General features: G+C 68.3%; 23 protein-coding genes and 2 pseudogenes. 10 read left to right on the forward strand and 15 right to left on the reverse strand.

What is annotated here, in order from left to right; genetic code table 11:
• The first annotated feature begins 106 nt into the window (after nucleotides 1-106).
• The gene (locus AB0M62_RS26330; RefSeq protein WP_366076769.1) at nucleotides 107-502 is read left to right on the forward strand and encodes a hypothetical protein; all 396 of its coding nucleotides are present in this window, start codon (nucleotides 107-109) and stop codon (nucleotides 500-502) included.
• 7 nt (nucleotides 503-509) lie between these two features.
• On the opposite strand, the gene AB0M62_RS26335 is transcribed toward AB0M62_RS26330, so the two are convergent.
• From AB0M62_RS26335 to AB0M62_RS26345, 3 genes are all read right to left on the reverse strand, one after another.
• Complete coding sequence (locus AB0M62_RS26335; RefSeq protein WP_366076770.1) at nucleotides 510-1,757, reverse strand: integrase; 1,248 nt, start codon at nucleotides 1,755-1,757, stop codon at nucleotides 510-512.
• A gap of 403 nt (nucleotides 1,758-2,160) precedes the next feature.
• Nucleotides 2,161-2,475 carry a helix-turn-helix transcriptional regulator gene (locus tag AB0M62_RS26340; RefSeq protein WP_366076771.1) on the reverse strand — a complete coding sequence of 105 codons (315 nt, stop codon included), beginning with the start codon at nucleotides 2,473-2,475 and terminating at the stop codon, nucleotides 2,161-2,163.
• Nucleotides 2,472-3,536 carry a tyrosine-type recombinase/integrase gene (locus AB0M62_RS26345; protein ID WP_366076772.1) on the reverse strand — a complete coding sequence of 355 codons (1,065 nt, stop codon included), beginning with the start codon at nucleotides 3,534-3,536 and terminating at the stop codon, nucleotides 2,472-2,474. The genes AB0M62_RS26340 and AB0M62_RS26345 overlap by 4 nt, the downstream gene beginning before the upstream one ends.
• 148 nt (nucleotides 3,537-3,684) lie before the next feature.
• Here AB0M62_RS26345 and AB0M62_RS26350 point away from each other — a divergent pair.
• A pseudogene (locus AB0M62_RS26350) lies at nucleotides 3,685-3,819 on the forward strand (ATP-binding protein); the annotation flags it as partial.
• 545 nt (nucleotides 3,820-4,364) lie between these two features.
• On the opposite strand, the gene AB0M62_RS26355 reads toward AB0M62_RS26350, so the two are convergent.
• The 4 genes from AB0M62_RS26355 to AB0M62_RS26370 all read right to left on the reverse strand — a co-directional run bounded on the left by AB0M62_RS26355 (nucleotide 4,365) and on the right by AB0M62_RS26370 (nucleotide 8,521).
• Nucleotides 4,365-4,874: a hypothetical protein gene (locus AB0M62_RS26355; protein ID WP_366076773.1), complete on the reverse strand. Its 510-nt coding sequence runs from the start codon at nucleotides 4,872-4,874 to the stop codon at nucleotides 4,365-4,367.
• Between the two features lie 95 nt (nucleotides 4,875-4,969).
• Nucleotides 4,970-6,262 carry a DNA polymerase III subunit beta gene (locus tag AB0M62_RS26360; RefSeq protein WP_366076774.1) on the reverse strand — a complete coding sequence of 431 codons (1,293 nt, stop codon included), beginning with the start codon at nucleotides 6,260-6,262 and terminating at the stop codon, nucleotides 4,970-4,972.
• Between the two features lie 1,025 nt (nucleotides 6,263-7,287).
• Nucleotides 7,288-7,665, reverse strand: a complete 378-nt coding sequence (locus AB0M62_RS26365) for a hypothetical protein (RefSeq protein WP_366076775.1) — start codon at nucleotides 7,663-7,665, stop codon at nucleotides 7,288-7,290.
• Nucleotides 7,666-8,338: 673 nt separating this feature from the next.
• Nucleotides 8,339-8,521, reverse strand: coding sequence for a hypothetical protein (locus AB0M62_RS26370; RefSeq protein ID WP_366076776.1), 183 nt, complete (start codon nucleotides 8,519-8,521; stop codon nucleotides 8,339-8,341).
• 358 nt (nucleotides 8,522-8,879) lie between these two features.
• Here AB0M62_RS26370 and AB0M62_RS26375 point away from each other — a divergent pair, with 358 nt between their 5' ends.
• Nucleotides 8,880-9,863: a hypothetical protein gene (locus AB0M62_RS26375; RefSeq protein ID WP_366076777.1), complete on the forward strand. Its 984-nt coding sequence runs from the start codon at nucleotides 8,880-8,882 to the stop codon at nucleotides 9,861-9,863.
• 187 nt (nucleotides 9,864-10,050) lie between these two features.
• Here the strand turns inward: AB0M62_RS26375 and AB0M62_RS26380 are convergent, their stop codons facing one another.
• From AB0M62_RS26380 to AB0M62_RS26395, 4 genes are all read right to left on the reverse strand, one after another.
• Entirely contained in the window at nucleotides 10,051-10,620 is a 570-nt protein-coding gene (locus AB0M62_RS26380) for an HNH endonuclease signature motif containing protein (RefSeq protein WP_366076778.1), read from the reverse strand.
• Nucleotides 10,621-10,803: 183 nt separating this feature from the next.
• Nucleotides 10,804-12,210, reverse strand: coding sequence for a hypothetical protein (locus tag AB0M62_RS26385; RefSeq protein ID WP_366076779.1), 1,407 nt, complete (start codon nucleotides 12,208-12,210; stop codon nucleotides 10,804-10,806).
• A 53-nt stretch (nucleotides 12,211-12,263) separates the two neighbouring features.
• Complete coding sequence (locus AB0M62_RS26390; RefSeq protein ID WP_366076780.1) at nucleotides 12,264-12,662, reverse strand: hypothetical protein; 399 nt, start codon at nucleotides 12,660-12,662, stop codon at nucleotides 12,264-12,266.
• Nucleotides 12,659-13,513 carry an IS5 family transposase gene (locus AB0M62_RS26395; RefSeq protein ID WP_366076781.1) on the reverse strand — a complete coding sequence of 285 codons (855 nt, stop codon included), beginning with the start codon at nucleotides 13,511-13,513 and terminating at the stop codon, nucleotides 12,659-12,661. Before AB0M62_RS26395 ends, AB0M62_RS26390 begins: the two co-directional genes overlap by 4 nt.
• Before the next feature lie 291 nt (nucleotides 13,514-13,804).
• Between AB0M62_RS26395 and AB0M62_RS26400 the strand changes: the two are divergent.
• The 3 genes and pseudogenes from AB0M62_RS26400 to AB0M62_RS26410 form a co-directional block, all read left to right on the forward strand.
• Nucleotides 13,805-13,902: pseudogene (locus tag AB0M62_RS26400) on the forward strand (transposase); the annotation flags it as partial.
• Between the two features lie 283 nt (nucleotides 13,903-14,185).
• A complete protein-coding gene (locus AB0M62_RS26405) occupies nucleotides 14,186-15,454 on the forward strand; it encodes an ATP-binding protein (protein WP_366076782.1) in 1,269 nt (422 codons plus the stop codon).
• A 53-nt stretch (nucleotides 15,455-15,507) separates the two neighbouring features.
• A complete protein-coding gene (locus AB0M62_RS26410) occupies nucleotides 15,508-16,296 on the forward strand; it encodes an HNH endonuclease signature motif containing protein (protein WP_366076783.1) in 789 nt (262 codons plus the stop codon).
• A 298-nt stretch (nucleotides 16,297-16,594) separates the two neighbouring features.
• Here the strand turns inward: AB0M62_RS26410 and murF are convergent, their stop codons facing one another.
• From murF to dapF, 4 genes are read right to left on the reverse strand one after another with little or no spacing between them, the layout of a single operon-like run.
• Entirely contained in the window at nucleotides 16,595-17,986 is a 1,392-nt protein-coding gene (murF, locus tag AB0M62_RS26415; RefSeq protein WP_366076784.1) for a UDP-N-acetylmuramoyl-tripeptide--D-alanyl-D-alanine ligase, read from the reverse strand.
• Nucleotides 17,983-18,534: a cysteine peptidase family C39 domain-containing protein gene (locus AB0M62_RS26420; RefSeq protein WP_366076785.1), complete on the reverse strand. Its 552-nt coding sequence runs from the start codon at nucleotides 18,532-18,534 to the stop codon at nucleotides 17,983-17,985. The genes murF and AB0M62_RS26420 overlap by 4 nt, the downstream gene beginning before the upstream one ends.
• A 23-nt stretch (nucleotides 18,535-18,557) precedes the next feature.
• Nucleotides 18,558-19,643 carry an ATP-grasp domain-containing protein gene (locus tag AB0M62_RS26425; protein ID WP_366076786.1) on the reverse strand — a complete coding sequence of 362 codons (1,086 nt, stop codon included), beginning with the start codon at nucleotides 19,641-19,643 and terminating at the stop codon, nucleotides 18,558-18,560.
• Complete coding sequence (dapF, locus tag AB0M62_RS26430; protein ID WP_366076787.1) at nucleotides 19,640-20,446, reverse strand: diaminopimelate epimerase; 807 nt, start codon at nucleotides 20,444-20,446, stop codon at nucleotides 19,640-19,642. Before dapF ends, AB0M62_RS26425 begins: the two co-directional genes overlap by 4 nt.
• A gap of 130 nt (nucleotides 20,447-20,576) precedes the next feature.
• Here dapF and AB0M62_RS26435 point away from each other — a divergent pair, with 130 nt between their 5' ends.
• The 4 genes from AB0M62_RS26435 (at nucleotide 20,577) to AB0M62_RS26450 (ending at nucleotide 25,867) form a co-directional block, all read left to right on the forward strand.
• A complete protein-coding gene (locus tag AB0M62_RS26435) occupies nucleotides 20,577-21,992 on the forward strand; it encodes a Tat pathway signal protein (RefSeq protein WP_366076788.1) in 1,416 nt (471 codons plus the stop codon).
• A gap of 215 nt (nucleotides 21,993-22,207) precedes the next feature.
• On the forward strand, nucleotides 22,208-23,398 hold the full coding sequence (locus tag AB0M62_RS26440; RefSeq protein ID WP_366076789.1) for a dsDNA nuclease domain-containing protein: 1,191 nt from the start codon (nucleotides 22,208-22,210) through the stop codon (nucleotides 23,396-23,398).
• Entirely contained in the window at nucleotides 23,385-23,948 is a 564-nt protein-coding gene (locus AB0M62_RS26445; protein WP_366076790.1) for a hypothetical protein, read from the forward strand. The genes AB0M62_RS26440 and AB0M62_RS26445 overlap by 14 nt, the downstream gene beginning before the upstream one ends.
• A complete protein-coding gene (locus tag AB0M62_RS26450) occupies nucleotides 23,945-25,867 on the forward strand; it encodes a hypothetical protein (RefSeq protein ID WP_366076791.1) in 1,923 nt (640 codons plus the stop codon). Before AB0M62_RS26445 ends, AB0M62_RS26450 begins: the two co-directional genes overlap by 4 nt.
• Nucleotides 25,868-25,923 lie beyond the last annotated feature (56 nt).

The raw sequence follows: 25,923 nt of genomic DNA on the forward strand, positions 1-25,923 counted from the left end.
TCGAACGAGTCGTTCGGCAAAGCGCACATGTTCCGGCGAACCTGTGCCAGGCAGCGCCGAAACTTCACAGGTTCCGGTGGCGCCTCGGATACTGCATGATCGACCCGTGCTGATCGAACTGGTGAAGGTCGCGAGGTTTCCCGGAACCTCCTGGCTGGCCGATGTCCGAACCTCGTTCGGTCACACGGCAGTCCGGTGGTGCGGGGACCGGACCGCAGAGCCTGGCGAGTACCACGTCGAGTGGACCATCGACGAGGACATCGTCTGGGGGCGGAACGCCAAGCCAGCTGCCGGTATCGGCCCTGGGCTCCGGACTGGCGGGCACTGCGTTGTGCTGCGGGGCCGGTTGAGCCTCACAGAGGACGGTGCCGCCCTGCTGGACCTGGACGGCACCACTATCCTGTTGGACCTTGCCGATCAGCTGCCCGAAGGTGTTGCCGGCACCTGGGTCGAGCTCTTCATCGAGCGCGAGAAGATCGCTCTCTACCCCTACGAACTCTGACCACAGGTCACTCCTTGGCCGTCGTCCACTCCGCCAGGCGGGTCTCATCAATGCGATCAGACAGATAGATCATGGTGGCCTCGGGATCCATGCCGAACGCGGCGGCGACGAGCTTGGGATCCATGGTGTTGACCAGGTCGAGCAGTCGAGTGCAGCGGATCATTCGGGGTGGGAAGCCGCAGGCGTCGAGGACGTGACTGACATAGGCGGTGGACGCCGGGCCCCGGCCGGACTTCGTCTGGCGGGTGACCATGACGTGGGGATTGTCTGTCCGCTGGGCTTCGCGATGAGCCAGACAGCGTTCCAACACTGCCCACGACGCCGGGTCCAGGGGAACCGGATGCGGGCGGTCGCCGAGCCGGGTGGTCCGGGCGTGAGGGTCGAGGTCAGCGGTCTGCAGCATCTTGACTTCGCGGCTTGATGCGCCGTGCAACAGCGCGAGCATGCCCAGTAAAGCCTCGTGCGGGTGGACGGCCGGGCCGGTGGTCCAGCGGCGGAACAGAACACGTTGCTGGTCGAGTGTCAGCGTCGCTCCGGTGAAGCCGCTCACTCCTCGGGAGGTCAGACCGCGGGAGGGATCGACGAGCACGATCTTCCGGGAACGTGCGAAACGGAAGAACTGCCCGAGCACGACCAGCCGACGTTTTCGGGCCTTGGGTGAGCCGGCGAGGAAGGCTTCGACGTCGTGGACGTCGGTCAGCGCCCAGTCCTGCTTGCCGCGTTCACCGGCGAGGAAGCGGGCGAGGTCACGCATGATGGCCAGTGCCGCCTCGATGGTTCCATCGCTGCGAGGCCGTGTTCCGGCACGGCGGGCTCTCTCGCGCGAGCGCATCATGAAGTCGGCGAATGCGTCCACCGCTGACCGCAGGGTCTCGGGGACGGCATCGATGCGGCGCTGTCGGCGGCCGGCCGCGAGCCGTTCGGCCTGATCGGTGGCCATAGCCATGCCGTGACCGGTGAAGAAGGTTTCCAGCGCGCGGGCGAGGGAGCCCATCGAGCGTCCCGAACGACGAGAGCGTTCGAGAAGAGCCTGCGGGTGGTTGGGCTGCTCGTCCAGGAGAAGTCGTCCCAGGGAAGTGATCATGGTGCAGGCGCGGCTGACGCAGTACTTGGCGGCGAGATCAGCCGCGAAGTCCCGCAGCCAGTCCGGATGTTCACCGAGTTCGGCGATCAGGCTCTCGGCCCGGACGAAGGGCCGGTCGGGATGACGCTGCCAGCAGGCTGAGCACAGTCCCAGCCCGGCATGCCGTCGCACGCAGCCGCATTCGCGGCAGGGCCGGGGCGGCTGTTTGGTCTGGCGGGGACGCGAGCAGTGCCCGCACCAGCCGGTGTCCTCGCGCAGATAGCCGGGCCGACTGCAGCGAGGACAGGGCGCCTTGGCGGCGTCGCGTTCAGCCGTGCGCGAGCAGTCCCGGCACAACGTCGCTGTCTTGTCTCTGACCGGATGGCCGCAGAGGGTGCACACGCGTGAGCAGGTGATGCACCGGCCGGTGTCCTCCTGGAGGACACGCTGCTGGCCGCAGCGGGGGCAAGCCGCCATGGCCGCCACTTCTTTCTGCCGGGCCGTGCAGCGACAGCAGTACTGCCGGTCGATGAAGCCGACCGGGGCCCCGCAGCCGACGCAGTCGCTCTGTTTGACGCCCACGATGCCACCCGGGTCAGAGCGGCGGCATTGAACGGCCGTGGGCTGAGGCTGCCTTGGGCAGGTCAGCGACTGGCCGCGGTGGGGCGGCCGGACGCTCGACGGGGGTGGTGTCGACCTCGAACAGGTCGTTGGGAGTGCATTCCAGCGCGGTGCACAACGCGATCAGGGTGGACATTTTCACCTGGGAGGGCTCCTTGGTGAACAGTGCGGACACCGACGCGGAGGACATCTGCAGGTCGGCACGTTCGGCCAGGAGCCGCTGCAGCTGGGTGCCGGTCCAGACCTCACGCTGGGCGGCGGCCATCCGCAGGCGCCATCGGATCTTCATGCGGGGCTGCCCTCCTCGGCGGTGAGTTCGCTCAGTGTGGTGGTCACCGCGCGGCGATAGGCGTCCTCGATGAACGTCGCGGACGGCCGGACGTATCGCATGGTCGAGCTGACCGTCCAGTGACCGAGGAGTTGCTGGATCGCCACGAGGTCCACGCCGCGTTCGTAGTTGTGGGTCGCGCAGGCCCGCCGCAGGGCATGCGGGCTGAAACGGTCGGCGGCCGGGCGTCCTTCGAGTTCCATCAGATAGCGCAGGCGGTTGCGGATCGTCCCGCGGTGCAGGCTGCCGCCGGACTCGTCCGCGAACAGCACCGGCGAGTCGGGGAACTTGCCCCGCACGTCGTCGAGGAACCAGTGCAGGACGAGGTCGAGGCCGTCCAGCATGGGCACCCAGCGCGGCCTGGGGCCGGAAGTGCGGGCGCCTTTGCCAAAACGCACGTGGAGTTTCCCGAACGGGCCCCGCGAGAAGTGGACGTCGGGACGGTCCAGCAGGGACGCCTCTTCCGAACGCAGGCCGGCGTGATACAGAGTCCGGAACATTGCATAGTCCCGGGCCGCGGGCCCGTACTTGCGGGCGGTGGCGATCCGGGTCTTGAGGAAGTCGAAGAACTCCGCCACCCGTTCCGGGGTCGGCGGCGGCAGTTGAGCCGGGGAATCGTCCCCGACATGCCGTGAGGCGTTGAACTCGTCCACCGGGCATACCAGACGGACACCGAACCCGGCCTCGATCTCAACAGCCTTACGGACCTGCAGGAACCGGTGGAAGCCCTTGAAGATCTGCACATACTCGCGCCGGGTCGAAGCCGCCCGCCCCGCGAGGGCCAAGTCGCCGACGACGCGATCGATGTCCTCCGGAGTGACGTCCCACGCGGGTCGGCCCAGCGCGTTCAGCGTCCGTTCCAGCAGGCCAATGTCGTTCTCGACCGTCACCGGGCTGAACCCGCGGGCCCGCCACGAGGCAACGAACGCCTCGACACACTCGGCCTGGAACTCCCAGGGATCGGCGGTCACCGGCTCCGGCAGGACGGCACCGCCCTCGATCATCCGCAACTGGGATGTCACCGGCACACCTTCCTCGCACCTGACCGATCAAGGCAGCACCTGGAGAATCCGAGCGCCACCGTGAAGACCAACGAGGACCGCAGGAGATGGATACGGGCCGGTGGCAGCAGCGATCCTCGAAAAGGAACATGTGCCAGCCCCAGATGAGTGGAAGCAGACATTCACCGACCCTCGGCTCTGCACGGCGATCGTGGACCGCGTCACCTTCAACGCCCACATCGTCGAGACCGGCACGGACTCCTACCGGTTCGCCCAGACCCAGAAGAAGCAGCGGCGACGCTGACCTGACCCTCATGACCACTGCGGCCGGCACCCCTTCGGGGTGCCGGCCGCAGCCATATCGGGCCCGACCGCAGGGTCCCAGTGCCGGCCGGGCCATCGCCCGTTCTCGTCCAGACGCCACGGGCACTGGGAGGCCTGCGACCTGAGTCGAGTCGGGTCGGCAGACTCCCGCACCTGTCGGGGGCGCGATTTCGAAGCCTGTCCGAGGCCTCAAAACTACCGCCCGGCCCCCCACCCCCGGCTAGCGAAACCACCCGATCGAAGTGGGGCCAAAACAACTTGCCACGGGGGCGCGAAGCACCCTCCCGCACGCCCCCAGCAGCCCGCCAGTGGGGCCAAAAGAACTCCGAACACTGGTCCCCAAACAAGTCCTTATAAACACCCGCGCACGCCTGGCCTGCCGCACGCGACTGGGAACTCCACGCACGGCGGCGATCGGCCCACGCCTGCCTGTCCCGGCCGCGAACGGCTTGGGCTGCCTGTTGAGTCGACCGACCAACAGGCAGACGGCCGCACCGACAGCAGCAACGGCGAGGGTGATGGTGATCAAACCGGCTCACCGTTCCTTTCGATCAGAGTGATGGCATCTCCGTCCTCCAGGGAGACGGACACCTCAGTCAGTTCCGCGGACTCTCCGAGCACTGCCTGGACGTCGTAGCTCTGGACGGCTTCGGCCACCTCACGTGCGCACCTGTAGGACGGGGCCTTGACCCGCACCACAGCGCTCAGCTCGAGCTCGAACGCGTACTCGTTCATCTCCGCGGCAGGCGATCCTTCACTGCGGTCGACGGCCCCCGGCCGCTGCCCTTCTTCAGCGGGGACGACCGTCACGCTGTGCGCTGGAACTCCGTAACAGGCGCTGGCCGTGCCTCCTCCCGAGCGAGGGCGGGAGTGGCGCAGGATCTCCACGTTCACCCGTCCTGCCGGGGTGAAGCCCTTGACGGTTCCCTCAGCCATCTCTGTGGAGTGGGCGCTGCGTCCCCACTTCCGCGGGAAGAGCACTCGGGATTCGGGGGCGATCGGTGTGCCCCTCCAGTCGAGCAGCGGGGTCTGCATGGGTGCCTCCTGTTCGTGTGGTGTCTCCGGGGCGGCGGGGTGCCACTCCCCGCCGCAGGGCGGGGCGGGACCGTTGTCCCGCCCCGCTGGGGTGGCTACTTGGCCTGGTCGAGCCGGATGGGCATCAGTAGGTGCCGGTAGTCCTGGCCGACCATGTCGGGCCCTTCGGTGAGGAGCACCGGCTTGGTGGTGAGTCCGTCCTTCATCTCGCGGATGTGCAGCGTGATGGTGTCGCTGGTGAACGTGCCGAGCGCGTCCAGGAGGAAGGCGGGGTTGAGGGCAAGCAGGTTGCCCTGCAGGGTGTCGGCGCTTCCGTGGGTGATCGTGGACGGGATGGTCATGCCCTTGGTGCGGGCCTGGTCGTCAGCGGTCCCGATGCGCGGGGCGAGGGTGAGGGTGCCGTCAGCGTCCCACCCGAAGCTGACGGGCATGCCGTTCTCGCCCTTGGCCTTGACGAGGGCCTGGCACTTCTTCGCAGCCCGTACGACCGTGGCGCGCTCCACCCGGACGGATGTGTCGCACACGGTCGGGAACAGGCTGCCGTGCTTGGGCAGGCTGCCCTCCAACGGGCGCATCGTGATGGTGGTGTCGCCCATCGACAGGGTGGCCCGGGCGACGACGCCCTCACCGTTCTCGATGATGCCAATGCCCACGGGCCCCTCGTACGACTTCAGGCGCTTGGCCAGAGGGGCGAGGATGCCGGCGGGGATGAGGGTGGTCAGCGGCTTCTGAAGCGGCTGCACCGTGGCGGTGGCGGGGACTTCGGCGACCGCGAAGCGGTAGCGGTCGGTGGCCGCCATCGCGAGCGTCTCGCCCTCCAGGATCATCTGGACACCGGTGAGAGTCGGCAGGGTCTCGTCGCGGCCCGCGGTGGGCAGCACGCGGTTCAGCTGGGCGAGGAGCACCCTTGCGTCCATGGTGGCCATGGCGGGCACGGCCTCCGGCGGGTGCGTGAACTCGTGGATGTCGAGCGCGGTGATCGGCACGGTGATGTGCTCGGTGGCCAGCAGGTCCCCCGCGAGCGAGACCGGCGTGCGGGCAGCGACCGTCTTGGGCTCGCCCGCCACCATCGCGGCGAGCGCCTTCTTCAGCTCCACGAAATCGAGCAGCGAATATCCCTTCGCGACGGGCGTGCCCACGGGCACCGTGACCGACACAGCGGTCCAGAAATCGAAGGTGCTGAGGGTGAGCCGGTTGCGGCTCGTCTGGATAAGCACGCCGCGCTGTGCGAGCGGCTGAGCCTGAGTCGGTACACCGAATTCGGCGATGCTCAGCGCCTCGGTGATCTGCGCGTGCATTCCGGCGAAGTGCGCGGTCGGCTTGACGGGCTTCTTTTCGTTCTTCGCGGCAGTCTTCTCGGCGGTGACCTGAGTCTCGGGGTGGGACATAGCTCTCCCTCGGGTTGGGGTGTGCCTTCGGTTCGTTGGCCGACTGCCACCGCCGACCAACAAGACAACTATACCATTCACGAGTCACTAAAGGGGGGTGTTTCGCGGCGGTTTCTGGGGTCAATCTCCGCTGGTCGCCTGGCATATGGGTGACGGGGGCGGGGCACTGCGCGGCGGGCGTCGGCGGTGCCCCGTGGCGCGTAGCGCCGAGGGCAAGGAGGCGGGCAGTGCGGAGCAAGGGAGCGGGGCGCGCAGCGCCCTCAGCGACCGGCTGACCGGCCTCCGCGGTGCGTGAGAGCGCGCAGCGCTCGGTCCGGGCCGCAGCGCAGCGGAGCGCCCGGCACGCAGCAAGGGGCGAGGGCCGCGAAGCGGGCCAGCCCCGGCCGCCGTGGTCCGCCGCGCGGCGCCCCGCCCCCGTCAACGAAAGTGCTGCGCACATGCGTCACTCGCGGCGGTGACAGGACGGGCGAGCATTGACCGAGGGGCGGGTAGGCTCCGGGCATCCGCGAAGCGGCCACCTCAGCGGCCGGCGGATTGTCTCGGCGCCCGCGGCCCGGACTTCATGCTGAGCACATGAACGACTGGGACGGTCCCGATCCGCCGGACTGGCAGCTGTACGTCGTCGGCCGACTGGGGCCCGGCGAAGGGCCGGTCAGTGGTGAGAGCTATGTGGTCTAGGTACGGCCGTGCTGGCAGTGCGGAGCGCCGGTCGGCGAGCTGTGCCTGCCACTTGCGCGGGCGCGGCGGTTGCGAGGTGCCCACGCAGCGCGGTACGCGAACCTGACGTCGTACGACATGGAGCGCAACCGGGAGGCTCTCCAGCGGCCGTGCCCGCGATGCGCTGCGGCCGCGGGGGCGATGTGCCGGATGGTACCGATGGACGGGAGCCGGCCGCGGGAGCTGCGGCAGACCGTGCACACGGCCCGCGAGGGACGGCGCCATGGGCTGACGGGACGGGCTGCGCCGCCGTCTGACCTGCGGCGGTTATAGAAATTCGACCGTGAATGAGGCGGCGCAGCAGAGGTCTAGGGCTGGGGCTCGGCAGCTTCCTTGTACGAGACGTGGCCGATCGCGCGGTACGCCTTGTCCAGGCCCTGCTCGACGGCCTGGACGGCTTCGCTGGCTTTGGCGAGGCCGGCGCGGAAGTCCTGCAGCTTCTCCGCCAGCGATGCGCCCCTGAAGTCTGTTTCCAGGCGGTCGCCGGCGCGCAGCCGGTCGATGCCGCCCTCCAGGAGCTCGAGCAGCTGGGGCAGTTCGTGCGCGCTGCGTGTCAGGCCGCTGAGGATCCGGTACGCCTCCAGCGGGTACTCCAGCGGCACGTCGACCAGCCGCCGGGCCAGCTCGGTGTGTGCCTGGGCGGCGTCCATCGCGTACTGCTCAACGCGCTTGTCGTCTTCGATCACGAACAGGCCCTTCTTCGCCTCGGCGAGATGGTGCCGAGTCTGGCATCGGGCGAGGTGTTCCGGGCCGGAACGGCGTATCGCGCGGCAGCGATCGCGGGCTGCCTCGTTCGGCCCAGACTGCGGCCGTGTTCACGGTATCCCGGCCCGCGACAGGGCAGCGTGGGGAGCGGAGTCCGCCCGGGAGTCCTTCGCACGTCGACCGGGCGGACCACTCTTCGCGGTCCTCAGAGAGCGCGCAAGACAGCAACCACCTTGCCGGGGTCGGGTCATTCCCAAACGAGGCGCAGGGCGCGGGGCGGGGACTGTCGCCCGGCCCTCCTGGGAAGCCCCACTGGATGCTGTCGAGGACGATCCGGTGACGTCGTCGAAGCTCCGGGGCGCGCTGGCAAGCCGGCTGGTGAGCCCCACCACGTCCACCCGCTCGCAGCGGATCACGGAACGCATGAGGTCAGCCGCGCGTCGGAGTCAGCGGGCAGGCTGACCGGGACGATGTCCGCCTCGGGGGTGATGAGCAGGGCGTCGGGCGTGCGGGTCATGGGTGACTCCATCTCTCGCAGAGGTGTGTTCTCGGTGTTGGCCGACTGCCACCGCCGACCAACAAGAGCAAGGGGCAACTGTCATTCCTGGTAGGCCGGACCACCGCCACGCAGCGCAGGATCCCCGTCCAGCTGGTTCATCGCCGAGGCCGCCGACGCAGCCGAAGGAGCGTCGCGGTCAGCTCCGGCAGAGCCTTGACCACAGCAACCGTGTCAGTGCGATGGGCCCGGATCAACGCGACGACACAGACAGCCGCCGCGCACAGGATGCCGAAGCAGACCACGAGGAGCGGCAGCAAGAACAACGGGTCGATGGGCATGACGGGCCTCCAGTCGGTTGAGAGAAGTCCGTCCCCTCACGGGCGGACGGAAGGACGATGGAAGCCGAGCGCCCCAGGCCCGCAAGGGCGGCGGTGTGCGTCTGGCATCCGAGCTCAGTCAGCCATGCAGCCATTGCGTGCTTTCCGGATGCTTCGCGGGGTTCTAAGGTCCCGGGTTGTGGTCAGAGGTGAGCCCAGTGGGGCGGATCGGGAGTTGGTCGCACGCCTGTCGGCGCTAGGGCTGACGGTGTCGGCGGCACAGTTGGAGCGGTGGCGGGCAGCCGGGTTGCTTCCAGCGCACGAGCGGCGGTGGCTGGGGCGCGGGCGGGGCTCAGTGTCAGTGCTGCGGGAGCCGGTGGTGGACGTCGCGTCCGCACTCGCGCGGCACGCGCGTCAGGGGCGCGATCTGCGATGGGCGGTGATCGGCTGGTACGCGCAAGCCGGGCGCCAGCCGTTCCCCGGTGGCCAAGCAGTGCCGGAGCCGCCGTGGCCGGCCGTACGGGAGGCCCTGCTGTGGGCCATGGAACGTTCCAGGATGCAGCGGCTTATGACGCAGGCCCGTACGGGCGGCGAGCGGCAACAGGACGCGTTCTATGCGGACGCCGAGCGGGCGCTCGCGCACGGGCCGGCCGGAATGCCGGACCCGGACCAGGTACGCCGGCAGCTGCAAGACGGCGCCGACCTGGTACCGATGGTGCGCGGCCTGGACGCGGCGCGGCGGCGTGCGGGCACGCACCTCATGGCGGCCAGCGCGATGGGGGCGGACGAGATCGGCAGCCAGGTGCTCGTCGAAACCCTCCGCGTGCTGATGCCCGACCTGAGCACCGAGGCGCTCGCCGCGGCCGCCGAACAGGCCGAGACCGACGGCACGCTCGGCACATGGGCCATCGCTGGCGCGTACGATCCGCTCGCCCTCCTGGCCACCGCCGGCGAACAGGACATGGCCCGCGCCCGCCAGCGGGCGCAGCAGCTCGCCGGCATCGCAGGGCTGCTGTTCTTCCACGGGCTGCTCATGCCGAACACCCCCGCCCTCGCAGCCCTCCGGGCCGCGTTCACCGCCACCGGCCTGGCGCCGCTCCTCCAGCTGATGATGCCCCAGATGCTCAACCCCACCGGTGTGCCCCACGCCCTCGCCACCTGCCTTACCCCCGCCGGCGCCCAGCTCGCCGATCTCGTCGAGGCCCTCCTGCTTCAGCACGCCGAGCACGGGCTGCTCACCGGTCCCGGAAGCCAGCACCCCACCGCAGAGGCCTACATGGCCGCCTGGCTCGATGCACTCGACGACGCCCTCGCACGTACCAGGACCGCCAGCCCGGAGCACGGCGGGCCAGCGGGCGCCTGACGCCCGCCGCCGGTCCTGCGGCGTCGCAGGCGGGGAGCCACTGGCGACGTCGATGCGGCGCCCCGCACGTCCTGTGACCGCTGCGGCAGCGCGCCCAAGGCAGCCTCATAGACGGCTGCCTCGCCGCCTGACGATCAACCCCTGACCACAAGAGACGACATCACGAGTTCAAGCTCAGTAGTTTGTGCTACAGATCGAATGTTGAGGTGTCTATTCCGCGACTGGCAAGGAGTTCCTTCACTTCGACGTTCAGATCCGGATACCCCTTCTCCTTGCCTTTCTTCACCCGCTTCTCTGCCGCCGCCCGTGCCCTTGGCACGCCATACGAGGCAGACGGATAGCCATATGACTTGTACCTGTCGTTGAACCAGGCAATGCGCTTCTCGTCGGTGATCTCGGCAAGAACCTCATCGATCTGGTCAAGAACATCCAGGACATCGGTATGCGCCGACAGGTACAGGTCCCGCAGGCTGCTGTCCTTGTACATGGCACCGTCCCGCGGGGTCCCTTTCCCGTCCCAACGGATGCAGAGGTCCATGGACACAAGCCAGACGACGGGGTTCTTGTCACTCTTGGCCCGATTGCACTTGTGGCAGATCGGCAACAAGTTCGGAAGGTCGTCCAGGCCACCATCCGAGAACGGTATGACGTGATCCATTGTCTGGGACGGGTTGCTGCACCAGAAGCACTGACCGTCATTCGCGAAGAGCACGGCCAGCCATTCCCAGATCATGAAGCGTCGCCGCTTTCTTCCCACCCTTCAGTCCTTCCATGTTTCGTCATTCAATTTCCGTATCCTGCCCGACGAAGCCGGCGGGCAAGCGGCCCGGCGTCGGGCTGTGCCCCTCGGCCGACCGCCCTGGATCGTCCTTCACTGAAGCTGGCGCGTCGTCGACGGCGACGCGGTAGCAAACCCGGTCGGGTGCTGCGCCGGTCCGGGTCAGTAGCGGGGGCCGTAGGGGCTCAAACCGCCGAGGAAGGGCTTGAGATCTTCAGCCCGTTGTTCCGGGATATCCGGGAGTCGGAGCCCTCGAGCCAGAGGGTTGCCTCGTGCCACATGCCGCATGGCCCACTCCACCCACTCCTCAGCCTGGGTCCTTGTGGAGCCGGGTGGGAGGGACGCCACGTGTGCTCGGGCGGCCTCCAGATAGTCGCCCAGCCGGGTTGCGTGGCGCCAATCGGCATGCTGTGATTCCAGCTGCTTAACGCGGTATGCCTCGGCGTACCGGTCGCGGGCCTCTGCCATCGCAGCTTCCCAGCGCAGACGCTGTTGCCGAGCTGCTTCAAGGTCGGCCTGGCGTTTGCGCTCGGCGGCCTGTCCGCGCAGTCCGATCTCCTGCACAATCTCGGCGAGCTGGTCTTCCAAGCTGCGTCCGGAGCTATCGGCCCACTCGGACGCGCGGTGTGGCTGGCCACCGCTGAGGACGAGGCGCAGCCGCTCCGAGGGCGTGTAGTCGAAACGCGGAATCCGCGCCCATGAGTACTTCTTCGCTTCGGCGCGCTCCTTGTCCGTCGGGATGTGCTCGCTTCTGTCCTTCTCCTGAAGGACACGGAACTCCACCGTCTGCCCCTGGGCAGTGATCGTGAAGTGCGGCCGAGCGCTGAGCCGGCGGTAAGGAAGTGGTGCGGCGTCCACCACGCCGGGTCTGCAGGTGTGGCCATCCGCTTCCACGGTTGTAAGGAGGGCGTGGAGAAGGCGGAGTGTGCGTTGCTGGACGGGCTTGGTCAGGCCGAGCGGGTGGCGCACCTTCTGTATGGCCTGGACGACAGGGTGCGGACGGGTCAACCGTGCCGACACGACCACCTGTTCCAGCACGGCCAGACGCCAGGCTGGAATGTCCACGAGCTTGATCTCGACGCCTTCCCGGCACCGGTACCAATGCAGCTCCTTTGTCTTCGGGATCCGTTCGGACCTGCTCGCCAAGGAGGCACGTCTGTACCAGGCGTCTGTGTCTGGTCCGGACTTCACGATCCTGCCGCCGGCTGCTTCCAGTTCCTCCAGGAGCTGGTGGGTGAAGGTCTTGCGCGGCTGCGACGGCCCACATGGCGGCGAAGTCGTGGCCGGTCCCGAACTCGTCGGCGCGGGGACGCGAGGCAACCGGGGCATGGGCAGTTTTCTCGCCGGCGCATTCTGGTCTGGGTAGGTGCCGTGGGCCAGGTAGTGGCGCCCGGTGTCTGTCAGCACCGCGTTCCACTGACCGCCGCGTCTGGACACCTTAACCAGCCCGCGGTTCTGCAAGGCCTGGCAGCTGGTCTTGTGGGTATTGGAGTCCCAGATTCCGTCCGGACAGCCCTTACCGACCCACCGCAGCACTGCCAGCTGCCGTTCGTTGAGCTTGTGCCTCATGCCCTGCCTTCGACCGGTGAACAAGCGCCTGGCCTGGATGCTGTCAGAGGGCGTTAAGTCCGTTTCTGGTAGTGGCCTCGTCCGGGTTGGGTGAGGAAGCCTTGGCGGGTGAGGCGGCCGAGGCGGCTGCGGGTGATGTTGACGGACGCCTCGTCGGTGGGCATGCCGAGGAGTTCGTGCAGCTCGCGAGCTCGGAACACCTGGTCGGGGTGCTGGTTGAACGCGTTCACGATGTCCTGATAGGTGGTGTTCGCCTCGGGTGGGCCGGGCTCTGTTTCCGCTGGTGCGATCTCCATGATGATCTTTCGGGTGGTGTCCAGATCCGTGAGTCGCGCCTCGTTCTCGGCCAGGGCGGCGGTGAGGTGCTCGATCTGGCCGCGTAGTTCCGCGGCCCGCGCGGTGGCCTCTTCCTGCTGGGTTTGAAGGCCGGCCAGGAGCTCGGGGACGTTCATGCCGCCAGCCCGAGGGTGTCGCGCCAGGCCGGGGCGGGTGTGGTGAGGCGGCGGGCCATGTTGGCGGTGGAGGCCCAGTAGACGCGTGAGGCGGAGGTGTCGAGCCGGTGGTCGTATTCGCGGGCCAGGCGCCGGTGCAGCATCAGCGTGCCGTTCGTCTGCTCGACCACCCACCGCTTCGGCTGTGGGACGAATCCTTTGCCCTGGTCAGCGGGGTTGCGGCGGACGACTTCGACGTCGATGTCCAGCAGGGCGCCGTGGATGATGACTTCGTCTTTGAAGCCTTGGTCCACCAGCGCTTTCTCCAGGCGCATCCCGCACCGTTCGGCGGCCTGGTCGAGCAGTGCGGTGCCGGCGGCGTTGTCGTGTGCGGAGGCGGCCAGGACGACGACGCCGATGATCAACCCCAGCACGTCGACGGCCAGTCCCCGCTTGCGCCCCGACACCTTCTTGTTCGCGTCCAGCCCCGTCGTGGTCCTGGGAACACCCGCCGCGGCGCGGATGGACTGGGTGTCGATGATCACGAGGGACGGGTCCTCTAATCGGCGCGCCTTCTCCCGCACCTGGCAGCGCAGGAGTTCCTGGATCCGCTGGTCCAGCCCGTCCTGGCGCCACAGGCCGAAGTAGTAGAACACCGCCGACCAGGCCGGGAAGTCATGCGGCAGGAAACGCCACTGACAGCCCGTCCGGTTCTGATAGAAGATCGCGTTTACGACCTCCCGGAGGTCGCAGGACCCTGGATCTCCGGTCGCCGACCGCGCCACCCGGTCCTGCTTCCAGGCCGTGATCATCGGCTCGATCAACGCCCACTGCTCGTCTGATAAGTCGCTGAGGTACGGCTCTCTCTTCACGCCCTCATCTCAACATGGACATGCCCACCAGACGGCCCGGACAGCGATCAGTACCACGATCGAGCGATCACGAACCGAGGAAGACCGGACTTAACGCCCACTCAGAGGCGGGGCCTCTCGCATCGCCGTTTTGCGGCCGGATTAGCCCTACGAGGTGGATCGGTTGCCGACTCCACGCGGCCGGAACTCGGACAATGCGGGCCGGGTGTCGTTGGCACCTGGAATGGGGCGGGCGGAGTGATCTGACGGGTGCAGTGGGAACGGCTGCGGCCGTGCCTGCCGGTCAGCAACGGTCGTTGTGGCCGGTGGCGGGGCCGCAGGTAATCAACGGAATTCTGCACCTGGTGCGGGCCGGAGTGCAGTGGCGTGATCTGCCCGAACGGTTCGGCCGTGGATCAAAGCGGTCGTCCGATCTCGGCGCTGCCGTGTTGGGAGCGCTGGTCGGTGCGGCCGCCCCAACATCTTCATGACCGTCGCCCCATTGTCGTTCTCAGAATGCGTCGACAACCGCTCCTGCTTGTGACCTACGCAGCTAAGCAGGACCTCTCTGCGGGCCCACGGGCCTCGTGATCTCGTCGTGGCTGACATGCACCAGGTGCTCGTCTGCGAGGTGGGCCACCCTGCGGCGTACGACGACGTACAGGTGCAGGGCGGGCACCGACCTGCCTGGCCATGCCCGCGCACTCCCAGCTGCGCAGCGTCGAGCCACAGACCGTCGAGGTTCAGTTTCGGCGTATCGCCCGGGGCGGGACCAGGCTGACGGCGTATCACTTCGACTATGTCGCACCGACAGGCACCGCACTCCAGGACACCACAACGCACGTAGGGCGGCTGTTTTTCTCGGTCACACCGCACTCTTGGCCCCCGACCAACATCCACGTGCTGATCGGCCGCAACGGCGTGGGTAAAACGACCCTGCTGGGCAATATCGGCGAGGCGGTGGTGAACCCAGCTGCGGAGGCCAGCGACGTCGGTGAGATCGTCTGGGCCGGTGACGGAAGTGGATCGTTCACCAACGTCGTGTCCGTCACGTTCAGCGCCTTCGACCCCGCTCAGGAAAGCGTTGAGGCAGAGGCAGGAGGCAACGGCGAGGATCGACACCCGCAGGTGAGGGGCTGGGATGGGGGCAAGGACGTTCCGGGCGACCAGACGCCGCCGGCTGACCCGGTCGAGACGCCCGTGTCGTACACGTATGTAGGCCTGGCCAAGGTCGATGTCTTCGGGCGTCCTACCAGGGAGCGCAAGTCGTACGACGACCTGAGCGCGGAGTTCAGCAAGAGCGTCGAGGAGGTTACTGCCGCCGGGCGGGTGGGCCGCTGGATAGCCGCGCTGGACGTGCTGAGCAGCGACCCGCACTTCTACGAGTCCCCCATCCATGCCTTCGCCCGGTCCATGCAGCGCCGCACGACCTTTCATGAGCGGGACGAGAAGAAGGCGCGGGAGATCTTCTCCGGCCTCAGTTCGGGGCACGCCATCGTGCTGCTGACCATCACGCGACTGGTGGAGACCGTTGCCGAGCAGTCCCTCGTACTCCTGGACGAGCCCGAGGCCCACCTGCATCCACCGCTGCTGGCGTCCTTTGTGCGGGCCCTGTCGGACTTGCTGACCGACCGCAACGGCGTCGCGTTGATCGGGACCCACTCCCCCGTGGTCTTGCAGGAGGTTCCTCGTTCGTGCGTGTGGAAGGTAAGCCGCTGGGACCGTCACCCGCCGCAGCGGCCCGATCTTGAGACCTACGGAGAAAACGTCGGGGTCCTCACCCACGAGATCTTCGGCCTGGAGGTCAGGGAGTCCGGATTCCATGCCGAGATCGCCAAAGCCGTTGACGAGCTGGGGTCTTACGAGCAGGTCCTTGACCGCTTCCGGGGGCAGCTCGGCGGGGAGGCGAAGGGACTGGTCCGGATCCTGCTGGCATACCGGGCCGCGGCCAGGTACCGCTGATGTGGCCCCTTGACCCGCCGGCGCTTTCGGCCAGGGACAGCTATGACGCGTGTGTGCGCGGCACCAGGAATCTGCAGCGGCGCAGTCTGCTGCAGGCTGCCAGTGACAGTGTCGAAGCCGCGGGCGAGCGTTTCCGGCAGGCGGCGCGGCACGGCAATCTGCACGAGCTGAACAGTGCGGAGTTCACTGTGCCGGGAATCTCAGCGAGCGATGCGGTGCGATGGGCCTATGAGAGTGGCATGGTCAAAACCCGGGACGGCCGAGCCGTCTACGACCAGATCATGGCCGCTCCCGCGGACGAGAGATGCCCTCTGTGCGGCCATGGCATGGTGCGCACCCTGGACCACTTCCTGCCCAAGAAGATGTTCCCCGCGCTGTGTGTTGATCCGCTGAACCTGGTACCGGCCTGTGCCGATTGCAATCACGCCAAAGGCGAAGGCCTGCCCTCGGGCGCCGAGACCACACCGCTGCACCCCTACCTGGACCGAATCGACCACGACCCCTGGCTCGATGCGAGGATCGTAGACAGCAGTCCCCTCTGGCTCGACTTCTTCGTCAGCCCACCGCCTGGGTGGGAGCCGATCCTCATCAATCGGACCCGGCACCATTTCGACCTGTTCGGGCTGGCCAGACTCTTCGCTGTCCAGGCCAATCGCACCGTAAACAACATCCGCCAGCAGCTCACCATGATGGTGGACGCTGGCGGGAAGGACATGGTCCGCGCCTATCTGTCGGGCGAAGCAGCAACGCGCCTCGCTCACCGGCTCAACGGCTGGGAAGGAGTGACCTATCGAGCCCTGGCACGTGACGACACGTTCTGCAGCGGCGTCTTCACCTCATGACCAAGGGGCAAGGATGTCGACACCATCAAAGCGCCAGAGTTCATGCCCGAAGCCATCCGCTGGGAGGCCCAGCCCGGCCAGCCGGTCGCGTCCGTGCGATCCGCCGTACGGGACGCGATCGGCGACGTGTGGAGTGCCGGCAGGCGAAGCGCAGGGTCCGGTCCATTGGTCTCAGGACCGCATCCCGCAAGCGCCACACTGGGGGCAGGTAGCGGGTTGCCGTGCAGGTAGGCGAGGTGGAAGGCGGTCCACTCGGTCTGGGTCAGCTTGCGTGGCGTGGTCACCTGTCCTCGCCGTCCTATGCCGGTACTTCGGCGTGCAGGATGTTCGCGAACTTCTCAAGGCCAACGGATTTGGACGCCTTCACCAGGACGACGTCGCCGGGGGCGAGCAGGCGGTTCAGGAGTGGCAGCAGCGCATCCGGGTCGTCGGCTGACTCGATGCGCAGGGGCGAGAACGGGCGCGCGGCGTCGGCTAGCACGATCATCTCGTCGGTGGTGCCGACGGTGACCAGGACGTCGATGCCCAGGTCTCCGACGAGCCGGCCCACCTCCGCGTGGGCCGCCTCGGCGGTGTCGCCGAGTTCCTTCATCTCGCCCAGTACGGCGACCGTCCGCCGGCCCCCGGCAACGGAGGTAAGGGCTTCGAGCCCAGCGCGCATGGACTCGGAATTGGCGTTGAACGCGTCGTTGATGATCGTCACGCCGTCCGGACGCTCCAAGACCTGGAGCCGCCCGGCCGACACCGGATCGGCGGTGGACAGCGCGTCGGCGATCTGGTCGGTGTCCATGCCTACGGCGTGGACGGCCGCGGCGACGGCGAGGGCGTTGTGGACCTGGTGAGCGCCGAGGAGCCGTAGCGCAACGGGGGCCGTGCCGTGTGGGGTGTGCAAAGTGAAGGACGCGCGGCCCGCGCTCACCTGGATGCCGGTGGCGCGGATGTCGGCGCTCTCGCCAGTTCCGTACGTCACCACAGCGGCCGAAGTCCGGAGGGCCATCGCGGCCACCAGCTCGTCGTCGGCGTTGAGGACCGCGACACCACCCTGGTCCGCCGCAGGCAGCGCCTCGACCAGCTCGCCCTTGGCCGTCGCGATCGCCTCCCGGCTGCCGAACTCCCCGACGTGGGCGGAGCCGACGTTGAGGACGACGCCGATCTGCGGCGGAGTCAGCGACGCCAGATACGCGATGTCGCCCTGGTGGCGGGCGCCCATCTCCAGGACCAGATAACGGGTGGACTCATCCGCGCGCATCACGGTCAGCGGCAGGCCGATCTCGGTGTTGAACGAGCCGGGTGTGGCGACGGTCTCCCCGTGCCGGCTGAGGACCTGCGCGAGGAGGTCCTTGGTGCTGGTCTTCCCGGCAGAGCCGGTCAGCGCGATGATCTGCGCGCCGGTGCGGGTTAGGACGTGCTGGGCGAGGCTGCCCAGCGCCGTGGTGACGTCGGGGACGACGACGGCGGGCACGCCGACCGGGCGGGTGGCCAGCACGCAGGAGGCGCCGGTGGCCACCGCCTGGTCGACGAAGTCGTGACCGTCCACGCGAGCCCCGTTGACCGCGACGAACATGCCGCCGGGGCCGACCTCGCGGGAGTCGCTGGCGCTGCGGCCGGTGATCCGCAGCTGCGGGTCGGGAGCGTCGTGGAGGGTGCCTCCGGTGGCGTCGGCGACCTCGGCGAGCGTCAGCGTGATCACTGGGCGGTCCTTCCGGCGGTGAGCAGAGCGAAGGTGATAGCACGTCCGGTGTAGGAGGCGGCCAGGCGGCTGAGCGGTACCCGGTCGTGACTCTGTCCCCAGGCGGAGGGGTCGCGGATGAGGATGTCCGGGTCCTGCCCGTCCCTGTAGCCGCGGGCGATGACGAGGTGACCGCCCTTGCGGCCGTCGTCGGGGAACTGCTCGGTGACCGAGACGATCAGCGGAGCGTCGACGAGTCGGACGAGTAGGTCCCCGGCCGTGACGGGCTCCGCGCGGCCGGGGACCTCGAAGCCGGTGGCCAGGTCGGCGATGCCGGCGTGGAGCCAGCCCCGGTCGGTCAGGGCCTCGTGCTTGACGCCGAGCTTCAGCAGCTCGGTGACCGACGGCGCTTCACGGCCGTAGGCGAGAAGGATCATCCGCAGCGCTGCCATGCCGCACGCCCGGTTGGACCACTCCATCCGATCCCCCAGCGCCCACCCTCCGTGGAGGTCCCATTCCGCGGGATCGACGAGCTGGCGGACCATGGGCACATCGTGGGCGTGGGACACAGCAGCGAACTCCTGATGTCGCGTCAGGCAGCGGTCTCCCGCACGCTCGGTGTCGCAGTCAGTACGGGAATGGGCAGGGGTACATCGTATGTGGGGCGGGTCATGGCTTCGTGGAGAAGGGCCCGCACGACATCGGTGTGGCTCAGCGAGCACAGGGCGGCGCCGGTGACGAAGTTCGACTCCCTCGACATGCCCGGCGTTGTGTTCACCTCCAGCGCGTACACCTTCCCGTCGGTGGTGACCATGAAGTCAATGCGGGCCGCGCTGCGACAGCCCAGGCCGTCCCACAGTGTCCGGGCGTGCCGGGTCAGCGCGTCCAGTACCTCGGCGGGGAGGTCGGCCAGGGCGACGGACACGGTGCCCTTCGCGTCGGCGTCGAGCTTGGAGGCGGCGTCGTAGAACTCCCCGTCGTGGACTTCGGTGGCCAGCGGCGGGAACGCGAGGACTCCGCCGGGCAGCTGGAGCAGGCCGACGGTGACGGGCAGGCCGGTGACGTACTCCTCGACCAGAACCGTGGAGGGGTCTGTTTCCCAGGCGTGTTCGAGAGCCGGTGCGAGCGCGGCTTCGTCGCGGACCAGGCTCATCCCGACGCTGGAGCCGCCGAGCGCCGGTTTGACCATCACCGGCCCTCCCTCCCAGCCGGCCGCTTCACCCGGCTTCCACGCTTGCCAGGCGGGTGTGGGTACGCCCAGGCCCTCCATGGCCTGCTTGCACAGAATCTTGTCTGCGGCGATGGCGGAGGCGGCGACCCCGCTGCCGCAGAACGGTTTGCGCAGGTAGTCCAGCAGCCCCTGGAGGCGGCCGTCCTCCCCGTAGGGGCCGTGCAGGTTCGACAGGGCCACGTCGAAGGTGAGGAGGTCCCGGATGAATCCGGGGTCGCACGGGTCGAGGATCTTGAACGTCGCGCCGATCTCGATGAGGGACTCCGCCAGGGCGGTGACCGACATCTGCTCGGTGGGGCTTTCGGTGATGTAGAGCCGGTCCTCGGCGGACAGGCCGCCGTAGACCAGCGCCACGTTCAGGGTCTGGCCGTCCTGCTGCCACGTCCGTAACACCTGGGCCTCGCGGTGGATGGCGGCGGCGTCGAGGGGGCCGATGACAGTGGTCATACGAGTTCTCCTTGGTAGGCCTGTGTGACCGGGCCGCCGATCCAGAAGGCTTTGCCCCGGCGCTGGGAGTACGGGCGCACCATCAGCGGTGTCCCGGAACGGTTGTGGACGGTGACCTGCTTGTCCGCGACGAGCCCGCGCATGGTCGCGATCACGACGGCGGCGACGGCTCCGCTGCCGCATGACAGCGTCTCGGCCTCCACGCCCCGCTCGTAGGTGCGGATCTTCAGCTCTTGGGCGCCTGCGGCCTGGACGAAGTTGACGTTCGTACCCAGCGGTGCGAGGTCGGGGTGGTTGCGGACCAGACGGCCGCACACCACGGCGTCGACGTCGTCCACATCCGCCACGACCGCCACGACGTGCTCGGTGCCGGTGTGCGCGGAGTCGAACCAGATGGGGCGCCCATTCAGCACGGCCTGGACGCGCCGGGGGTCGACGGCGCCGACTTCTGCCGTCACCCACACACCGTCGTCACCCACCAGCGCCTGGTGGGTGACGCCGGCCATGACCAGACTCATCTCCTTCACCAAGGCGCCGGAGTCCTCGGCCGCGCACCAGGCGGCGCACCGCAGGGCGTTGCCGCACATGGTGGCGATCGACCCGTCGGCGTTGAAGCAGGCGACACCACGCAGGCCCGGGTCGGCGAGCGGGGCGCTGATGACCAACCCGTCTGCACCGATGCCGGTACGCCGGGCGCACAGGTCTCTGGCCGTGTCCGACCAGTCCTTTTCCAGGTCCGCGGCGGTGCCGGTGAGGAGAACGAAGTCGTTCCCGGCTCCGTGAACCTTCCGGAAGTTCAGCACGGATCTCTGCCCTTCGATTGAGGCGGTCAGGGATGAGGCGGCCCCGGGCCCTGGGCCGCCTCTGGCTCTGAGAATCCGCCCGCCGCACATGGCCTGACGAGTACCGTGGGTGTCGCGAACCGTGGCGGAAATGCCACGCTCCGTAATGGAGTTCAGGGAGGGTGAGGCCACGGTGGGCAGCACGAGCACCAACCCGTATCTGGCGCTGTGGATCGCCGCGACGGGCCTCTCGCACGGCGAGATCGCCCGCCGAGTCGCCGCCGAAGCGATGCGCCGAGGTCACCGTCAGATCGCCCCGGACGCCACCCGCGTACGCCGCTGGATCGACGGCGAACGGCCCCGCCCACCGGTCCCCGAACTCCTCGCGGCCGCATTGTCCGAAGCGGTCGGCCAGACGCTCACACCCGGTGACCTCGGACTGACGGCCGCCGGGGCGGTGCTCGATACGATCCAGCTACCGCTGCTGACCGAGGCAGCCGCCCAGACCCTGGCCGGATGGACACAGATGGACCTCTTCCTGGACCGCCGCGAAAGCCTCAAGCTCGCCATCGGCGCCCCGCTGGTCCTGGCCGCCGAACGGATGCTCGGCGGTGTTGCCCGCCGGCTCAACCCGGGACACCAAGGCTTCGATGCCGACACCGTCACCGCGCTGGAAGAGGTGACGACGTTCTTCTCCCGCGCGGACGCCTCCAAGGGCGGCGGCCTCTACCGTTCTGCGATCGTCGCCCAGCTCGCCGAAGTCGCCCGCCGGATCCAGGACGGTGTCCCCGCCTCCCTGCGCGCCAGGATCTTCGCCGCGACCGCCGACCTGGCGGCGCTGGCCGGGTGGGTCAGTCACGACTCGGGCCGGTACGCCACCGCCCAGCGGTACTGGAGTTACGGGATCTACGCGGCCGGTGAGGCCGGCCAGCGTGACCGCGGGGTCGAGATCGTCACCCGCATGTCCCACCAGATGATCTACCTCGGGCGCCCCGACGACGCCCTCGGCCTGCTCGAAGTGGCCGCCGCCAAAGCCGACCGGCCCGCGCTCAAAGCCCTGGTGGCTTCACAGACCGGCCGGGTGCACGCCGCCCTCGGACAGGAACAGCAGGCCGATGCCCACCTCGGCCGCGCCGACGAACTCGTGGCCGCCGGGCTCGGCAACGACGTTCCCGAATGGGTGGCCTACTTCGACGCCGCCGAACACGCCGGCGCCCGCGCCGTCTCCGCCCGCGACCTCACAGCCTTCAACCCCAGCACCAGCAGGCGAGCCAGCACCCACTTCCGGGACGCACTGCGGCTACGGGCGCCCGGCTTCGACCGCGTCCGGACCATGGACCGCATCGGACTCGCCGCCGCCCTCTTCGACGAAGCCGAGGTCGAACAGGCCACCACCGCCGCCCAGCAAGCCCTCACCGAGGCGACGAGGGTCGACTCCACGCTCGTCGCCTCCCGCCTCAACACCCTGCTCGGCGCCGCCCGCCCCTACAAGACCGCCGCCGTCGACGAACTCCGCACCCGCGCTCGCGACCTTGCCAACACCCAGCCCACCACGATCGCGGCCTGAGACGTCGCCGCCTCGTATACGTCGCGACAGGCTCACTCTCCACCTCGCATGGCTTCGCCTCGGCCTCTAGCCGTAAGCGCACCCCCGCGGCGCACTGACCGTCTGGACACCGGAGTGACCTCGGTCCGTTCCCAAACTCCCTTGACCCACGCCGTCGACGAAAGATCGAAACCGCCTTACGCTACGTGCCCGGAGGGTAACTAGCTGGGGGGCGAATGGCCGATCCGATCGAGATCGAAGCACCGGACGATACGGGCTCGCCCACGTTTCGCCGGTACGAGTACCAGGTCCACATCGCTGTGCAGGCGGTCTTGGAGATGCTGGCGAGCGGGACGGTCCAGCACGTCACCTGCGAGCACATCGAAGACATTGTCGTAGCGCGCAGCGGTGATCCCCGATGTGTCGGCGGTGGCCTGTTCTGGGACTTCCAGCAGATCAAGACCCGCGATTCAGTCGAGCCCTGGTCCCTGAAAGACGTGATCTCCAAAGGGCCGTTGAAGAGCCTGTGGCGCACTCACACCGCCGTACAGGGCAGCGGACTGGTGCTCATCTACCAGTTGACCGCTGGCATCGAAGGCCATCTCGATCCTGCCGACGCCCCGGTCACCGCGCTGTCGAGGGGAGAGGGCGCAGCGAACGCGAATTGCCGCAAGCGAGTCGCCGCGCACCTCGGCGTACCCCAGGACGATGCGTTGGACGGCTTCCTCGGGCTCGTCCGTGTCCGTACCCTGGCCCGGCGCGAAGACGTCGAAGCGCGCAACACGCGCGTCCTGGCTGATCTGGCGGGTCCAGAGATTCCCATAGGCACGGTCGACGCGCTGTACACGGAGTTGCTGCGCCGCACCCGCGAAGCCACACAAGGCCGCCCTCCGGCCCGATGGACCGAGTTGCTGGCCGTCGATACCTCTCCGCCAGCCGTGCTGGGAAAACGGATCACCATGACTGTCATCGCCGACGTACGCCAACGGCTGACCCGTCCCGACCACGTGCTGCTCGAGGACGTCTCCGAGGCTCTCCATGGGCCCGAGACCGCGCTCGTACGCAAACTCCGCCAGGGGGCCGCCTCCAAGGACGTGATCGAGGACGCGAAGATGCTCCGGGCTCAGGCAGACCACCACCGGCTGAAGGAACAGGCCCTGGGAACCTGGCCCGACAACCTGGCCGTCCAGACGGACCTGGACCAGCGGCTGCTGCTGCTGGCCCGCCGCGTCGGGCGCTCCCACAAAGAGCACCCCCAGCCAGCCGACGCCATCTTCGACGGCCTGCAGGCAGCACTCCAGGACAACCCAGGCGCGTACGACCGTCACCCCCTCTACGCCCAGGACGGCGTCCTGCTCATGGGACGGGCATGCGCCGTGTCGGACGAATGCCGATTCAACTGGGGGGACGTCCGTGACGCCTCCTGACACGGTCGCACCCCCGGCCGCAGCGCCGCCGGCCGACGGCCAGCCACCCTCTGCCGACGCCCAGGCACGCCTGCTGCTCCTGATCGACGTCTTCTCCGAGACCAAGCGGAGCAAAGGCATCGAGGGCCGCATGAAGCTAGCCAAGCTCGACTTCCTGCTGCGCTATCCCCAGCACCTCAGAAAGCTCATGGCCGTCCGGCGGCCCAATACGGACGTCGGCGAAGACCCCTGGCTGACCGGCGCCATCGAACAGAGCATGATCCGCTACCGGTACGGGCCCTGGGACCCGACCTACTATGCGCTGCTCGGTGCCCTCACAGGCAAGGGCCTGATCGAGCCCAAGCACGAGGACGCCGTCGCCACCTACCGCACCACCGCCGCTGGCCACGACATCGCCGTCGCCCTGGCGGACACCGAAAGCTGGCGCCCCGTCCGCGACCGCGCGCGGCTCCTGCGCCGGCACCTCGACCTGAGCGGCACCACCCTGAAGGACCTCATCTACGAGACGTTCCCCGACATCGTCGAGGCGGACTGGGGGACCCACCTGTGAGACTTCGGATCGAAGAACTGACCCTGGTCGGCACCAGCCGCACCGTACGTTTCGAACCCGGCATGAACGCCATCGTCGGCGCGATGAGCGGCGGCAAGACCGCCACCGTCAGCTGCCTGCGGGCCCTGCTGGGTGCCGACGTGAAGGTCGTCCCCGAGCTGAGGGGACGGACGATCTCCGGCACCGTGCTCATCGGCCAACGCCGCTTCCGCATCGTGCGCCAGCTGGTCACCACCTCGACCTCCAAGGTCGACATCGCCGAAATCGGCGGCCAACAAGAACTCTGGCGACTCCCCGCAAGCGAGCTGCAGGCCGGCTACGACCAGACGTTCCGCAACTGGTGGCTCGACATGCTGGACCTGCCCGCCATCCGCGTCCCCCGTGCCCCCACGGATGACGCGAGCCCCCTGGTCCCCGTGACCATCAGCGACTACCTCATGTACTGCGTCCTGAAGCAGAAAGAGATCGACAACTCCGTCTTCGGCACTCCGGACAACAACCACAAGAACATCAAGCGCAAGTACGTCTTCGACATCCTCTACGGCCTCTACGATCCCGAGGCAGCCGGACTACGCGAACACCTGCGCAAAGTCACGACCGAGCTCAACGCCCTGACCGCGGATGCGGCCACCCTGGACCGCATCCTCGAGAACACGACCTTCGCCTCCCGTGCCCACCTCGAAGTCCAGCGGCAGCAGGCCGAGCAAGAGCTCGCCCAGGCCCGGCAGACCGATCTGAACCTGACCCAGGAGCTCACCGACACCGCCACCGTCTCGCTGCGCACGCAGATCAGCGAGACGGAAGCCGAACTCGGCCGCATCTCCGACGCCGCCGCGGCCGAGGCCGTCTCTCGATCCCGCCTGGAGGAACTGCGCGACCAACTCATCGCGCAAAGCCGCCGCCTCACCCGAGCTCTGGTCGCCGAGCGACTGCTGAACGATTTCGAATTCCATACCTGCCCGCGCTGTGGCGCCGGCGTACCCGACCGGGGCGACGCGAACAGCTGCAGGCTGTGCCTCCAGACCCCGCCCCAGACGCCAGCGCCTTCCACACTCGCCGCCGAGCAAGACCGCGTCATCGAACAGGTCACCGAGACAGAAGAACTCATCAAGCGCAGCACGAGACGCCTCGACGAACTCCAGGCAGCCCGCTCCGCCCAGGCGCGCCGCCGCACCGAGCTCGGCGAGCAACTCGACCGTGCCACGGCCACCTACCTCACTGACGAGACCGAACGCATCCGTGCGGTGGCCGCCCAGCAAGCCCGGCTGGAGGAACACCTCGCCCGCCTGGACGACGCCCTGGCCCTGCACGAGCGACTTCAAGGACAGAACGAACGCATCGCCGAGCTGGAGCGGGAGCAGGAAGATCTCAACGACCGTATCGCCGCCTCCCGGCACAGCAACGCGGCCGTGCACGAGCGCCTGGACACGCTCGACGCCGCCTTCGAAGCCACCCTCCGCAGCTTCGACGCACCCCGCTTCGACAACCAGCCCGGCTCCCGCGTCAACCGCGAGACCTACCTGCCCGTGGTCGACGGACGCTCCTTCGGCGACCTTCAGTCCCAGGGGGTCGAAGTCCTCGTCAATGTGGCCCACGTCCTCGCCCACCAGAAGGTGGCGCTCGACGACGACGCCATCCCCCTGCCCAACCTTCTGATCATTGACGGCATCAGCAGCAACGTCGGTCACGAGGGCGTCGACCTGGAACGGCTCCGCAAGATGTACGCCACCTTGTTGGAGACAGCCACCGAACACATCGACCGTCTGCAAATCATCGTCACGGACAACGACTCGCCGCCCATCGACGGCATTCACCGAGCGCTCGAGCTTTCCGACACAGACCGGCTCGTCCCAGCAGCACCATCAGCCGCTGAAGGCGATGAGGCTGAGCCCGGGAACAACGCCCGCGACCCTTCGTGAACTGCCTCCCCGACCTCCTCGCCGCCTCGTCCCACATGCTCGCCATCGCCCGCACC

It is taken from the genome of Streptomyces sp. NPDC051219 (genome assembly GCF_040682335.1).
Taxonomy (GTDB): Bacteria; Actinomycetota; Actinomycetes; order Streptomycetales; family Streptomycetaceae; genus Streptomyces.

Excerpts from the sequence above, each read along its gene's own strand:
- AB0M62_RS26405 (WP_366076782.1), top strand. The coding sequence starts at position 14,186 with ATGCCCGCGCACTCCCAGCTGCGCAGCGTCGAGCCACAGACCGTCGAG.
- AB0M62_RS26355 (WP_366076773.1), bottom strand. The coding sequence starts at position 4,874 with ATGCAGACCCCGCTGCTCGACTGGAGGGGCACACCGATCGCCCCCGAA.
- AB0M62_RS26385 (WP_366076779.1), bottom strand. The coding sequence starts at position 12,210 with ATGAGGCACAAGCTCAACGAACGGCAGCTGGCAGTGCTGCGGTGGGTC.
- AB0M62_RS26435 (WP_366076788.1), top strand. The coding sequence starts at position 20,577 with ATGCCACGCTCCGTAATGGAGTTCAGGGAGGGTGAGGCCACGGTGGGC.
- AB0M62_RS26440 (WP_366076789.1), top strand. The coding sequence starts at position 22,208 with ATGGCCGATCCGATCGAGATCGAAGCACCGGACGATACGGGCTCGCCC.
- AB0M62_RS26370 (WP_366076776.1), bottom strand. The coding sequence starts at position 8,521 with ATGCCCATCGACCCGTTGTTCTTGCTGCCGCTCCTCGTGGTCTGCTTC.
- AB0M62_RS26425 (WP_366076786.1), bottom strand. The coding sequence starts at position 19,643 with ATGACCACTGTCATCGGCCCCCTCGACGCCGCCGCCATCCACCGCGAG.
- AB0M62_RS26360 (WP_366076774.1), bottom strand. The coding sequence starts at position 6,262 with ATGTCCCACCCCGAGACTCAGGTCACCGCCGAGAAGACTGCCGCGAAG.
- AB0M62_RS26340 (WP_366076771.1), bottom strand. The coding sequence starts at position 2,475 with ATGAAGATCCGATGGCGCCTGCGGATGGCCGCCGCCCAGCGTGAGGTC.
- AB0M62_RS26390 (WP_366076780.1), bottom strand. The coding sequence starts at position 12,662 with ATGAACGTCCCCGAGCTCCTGGCCGGCCTTCAAACCCAGCAGGAAGAG.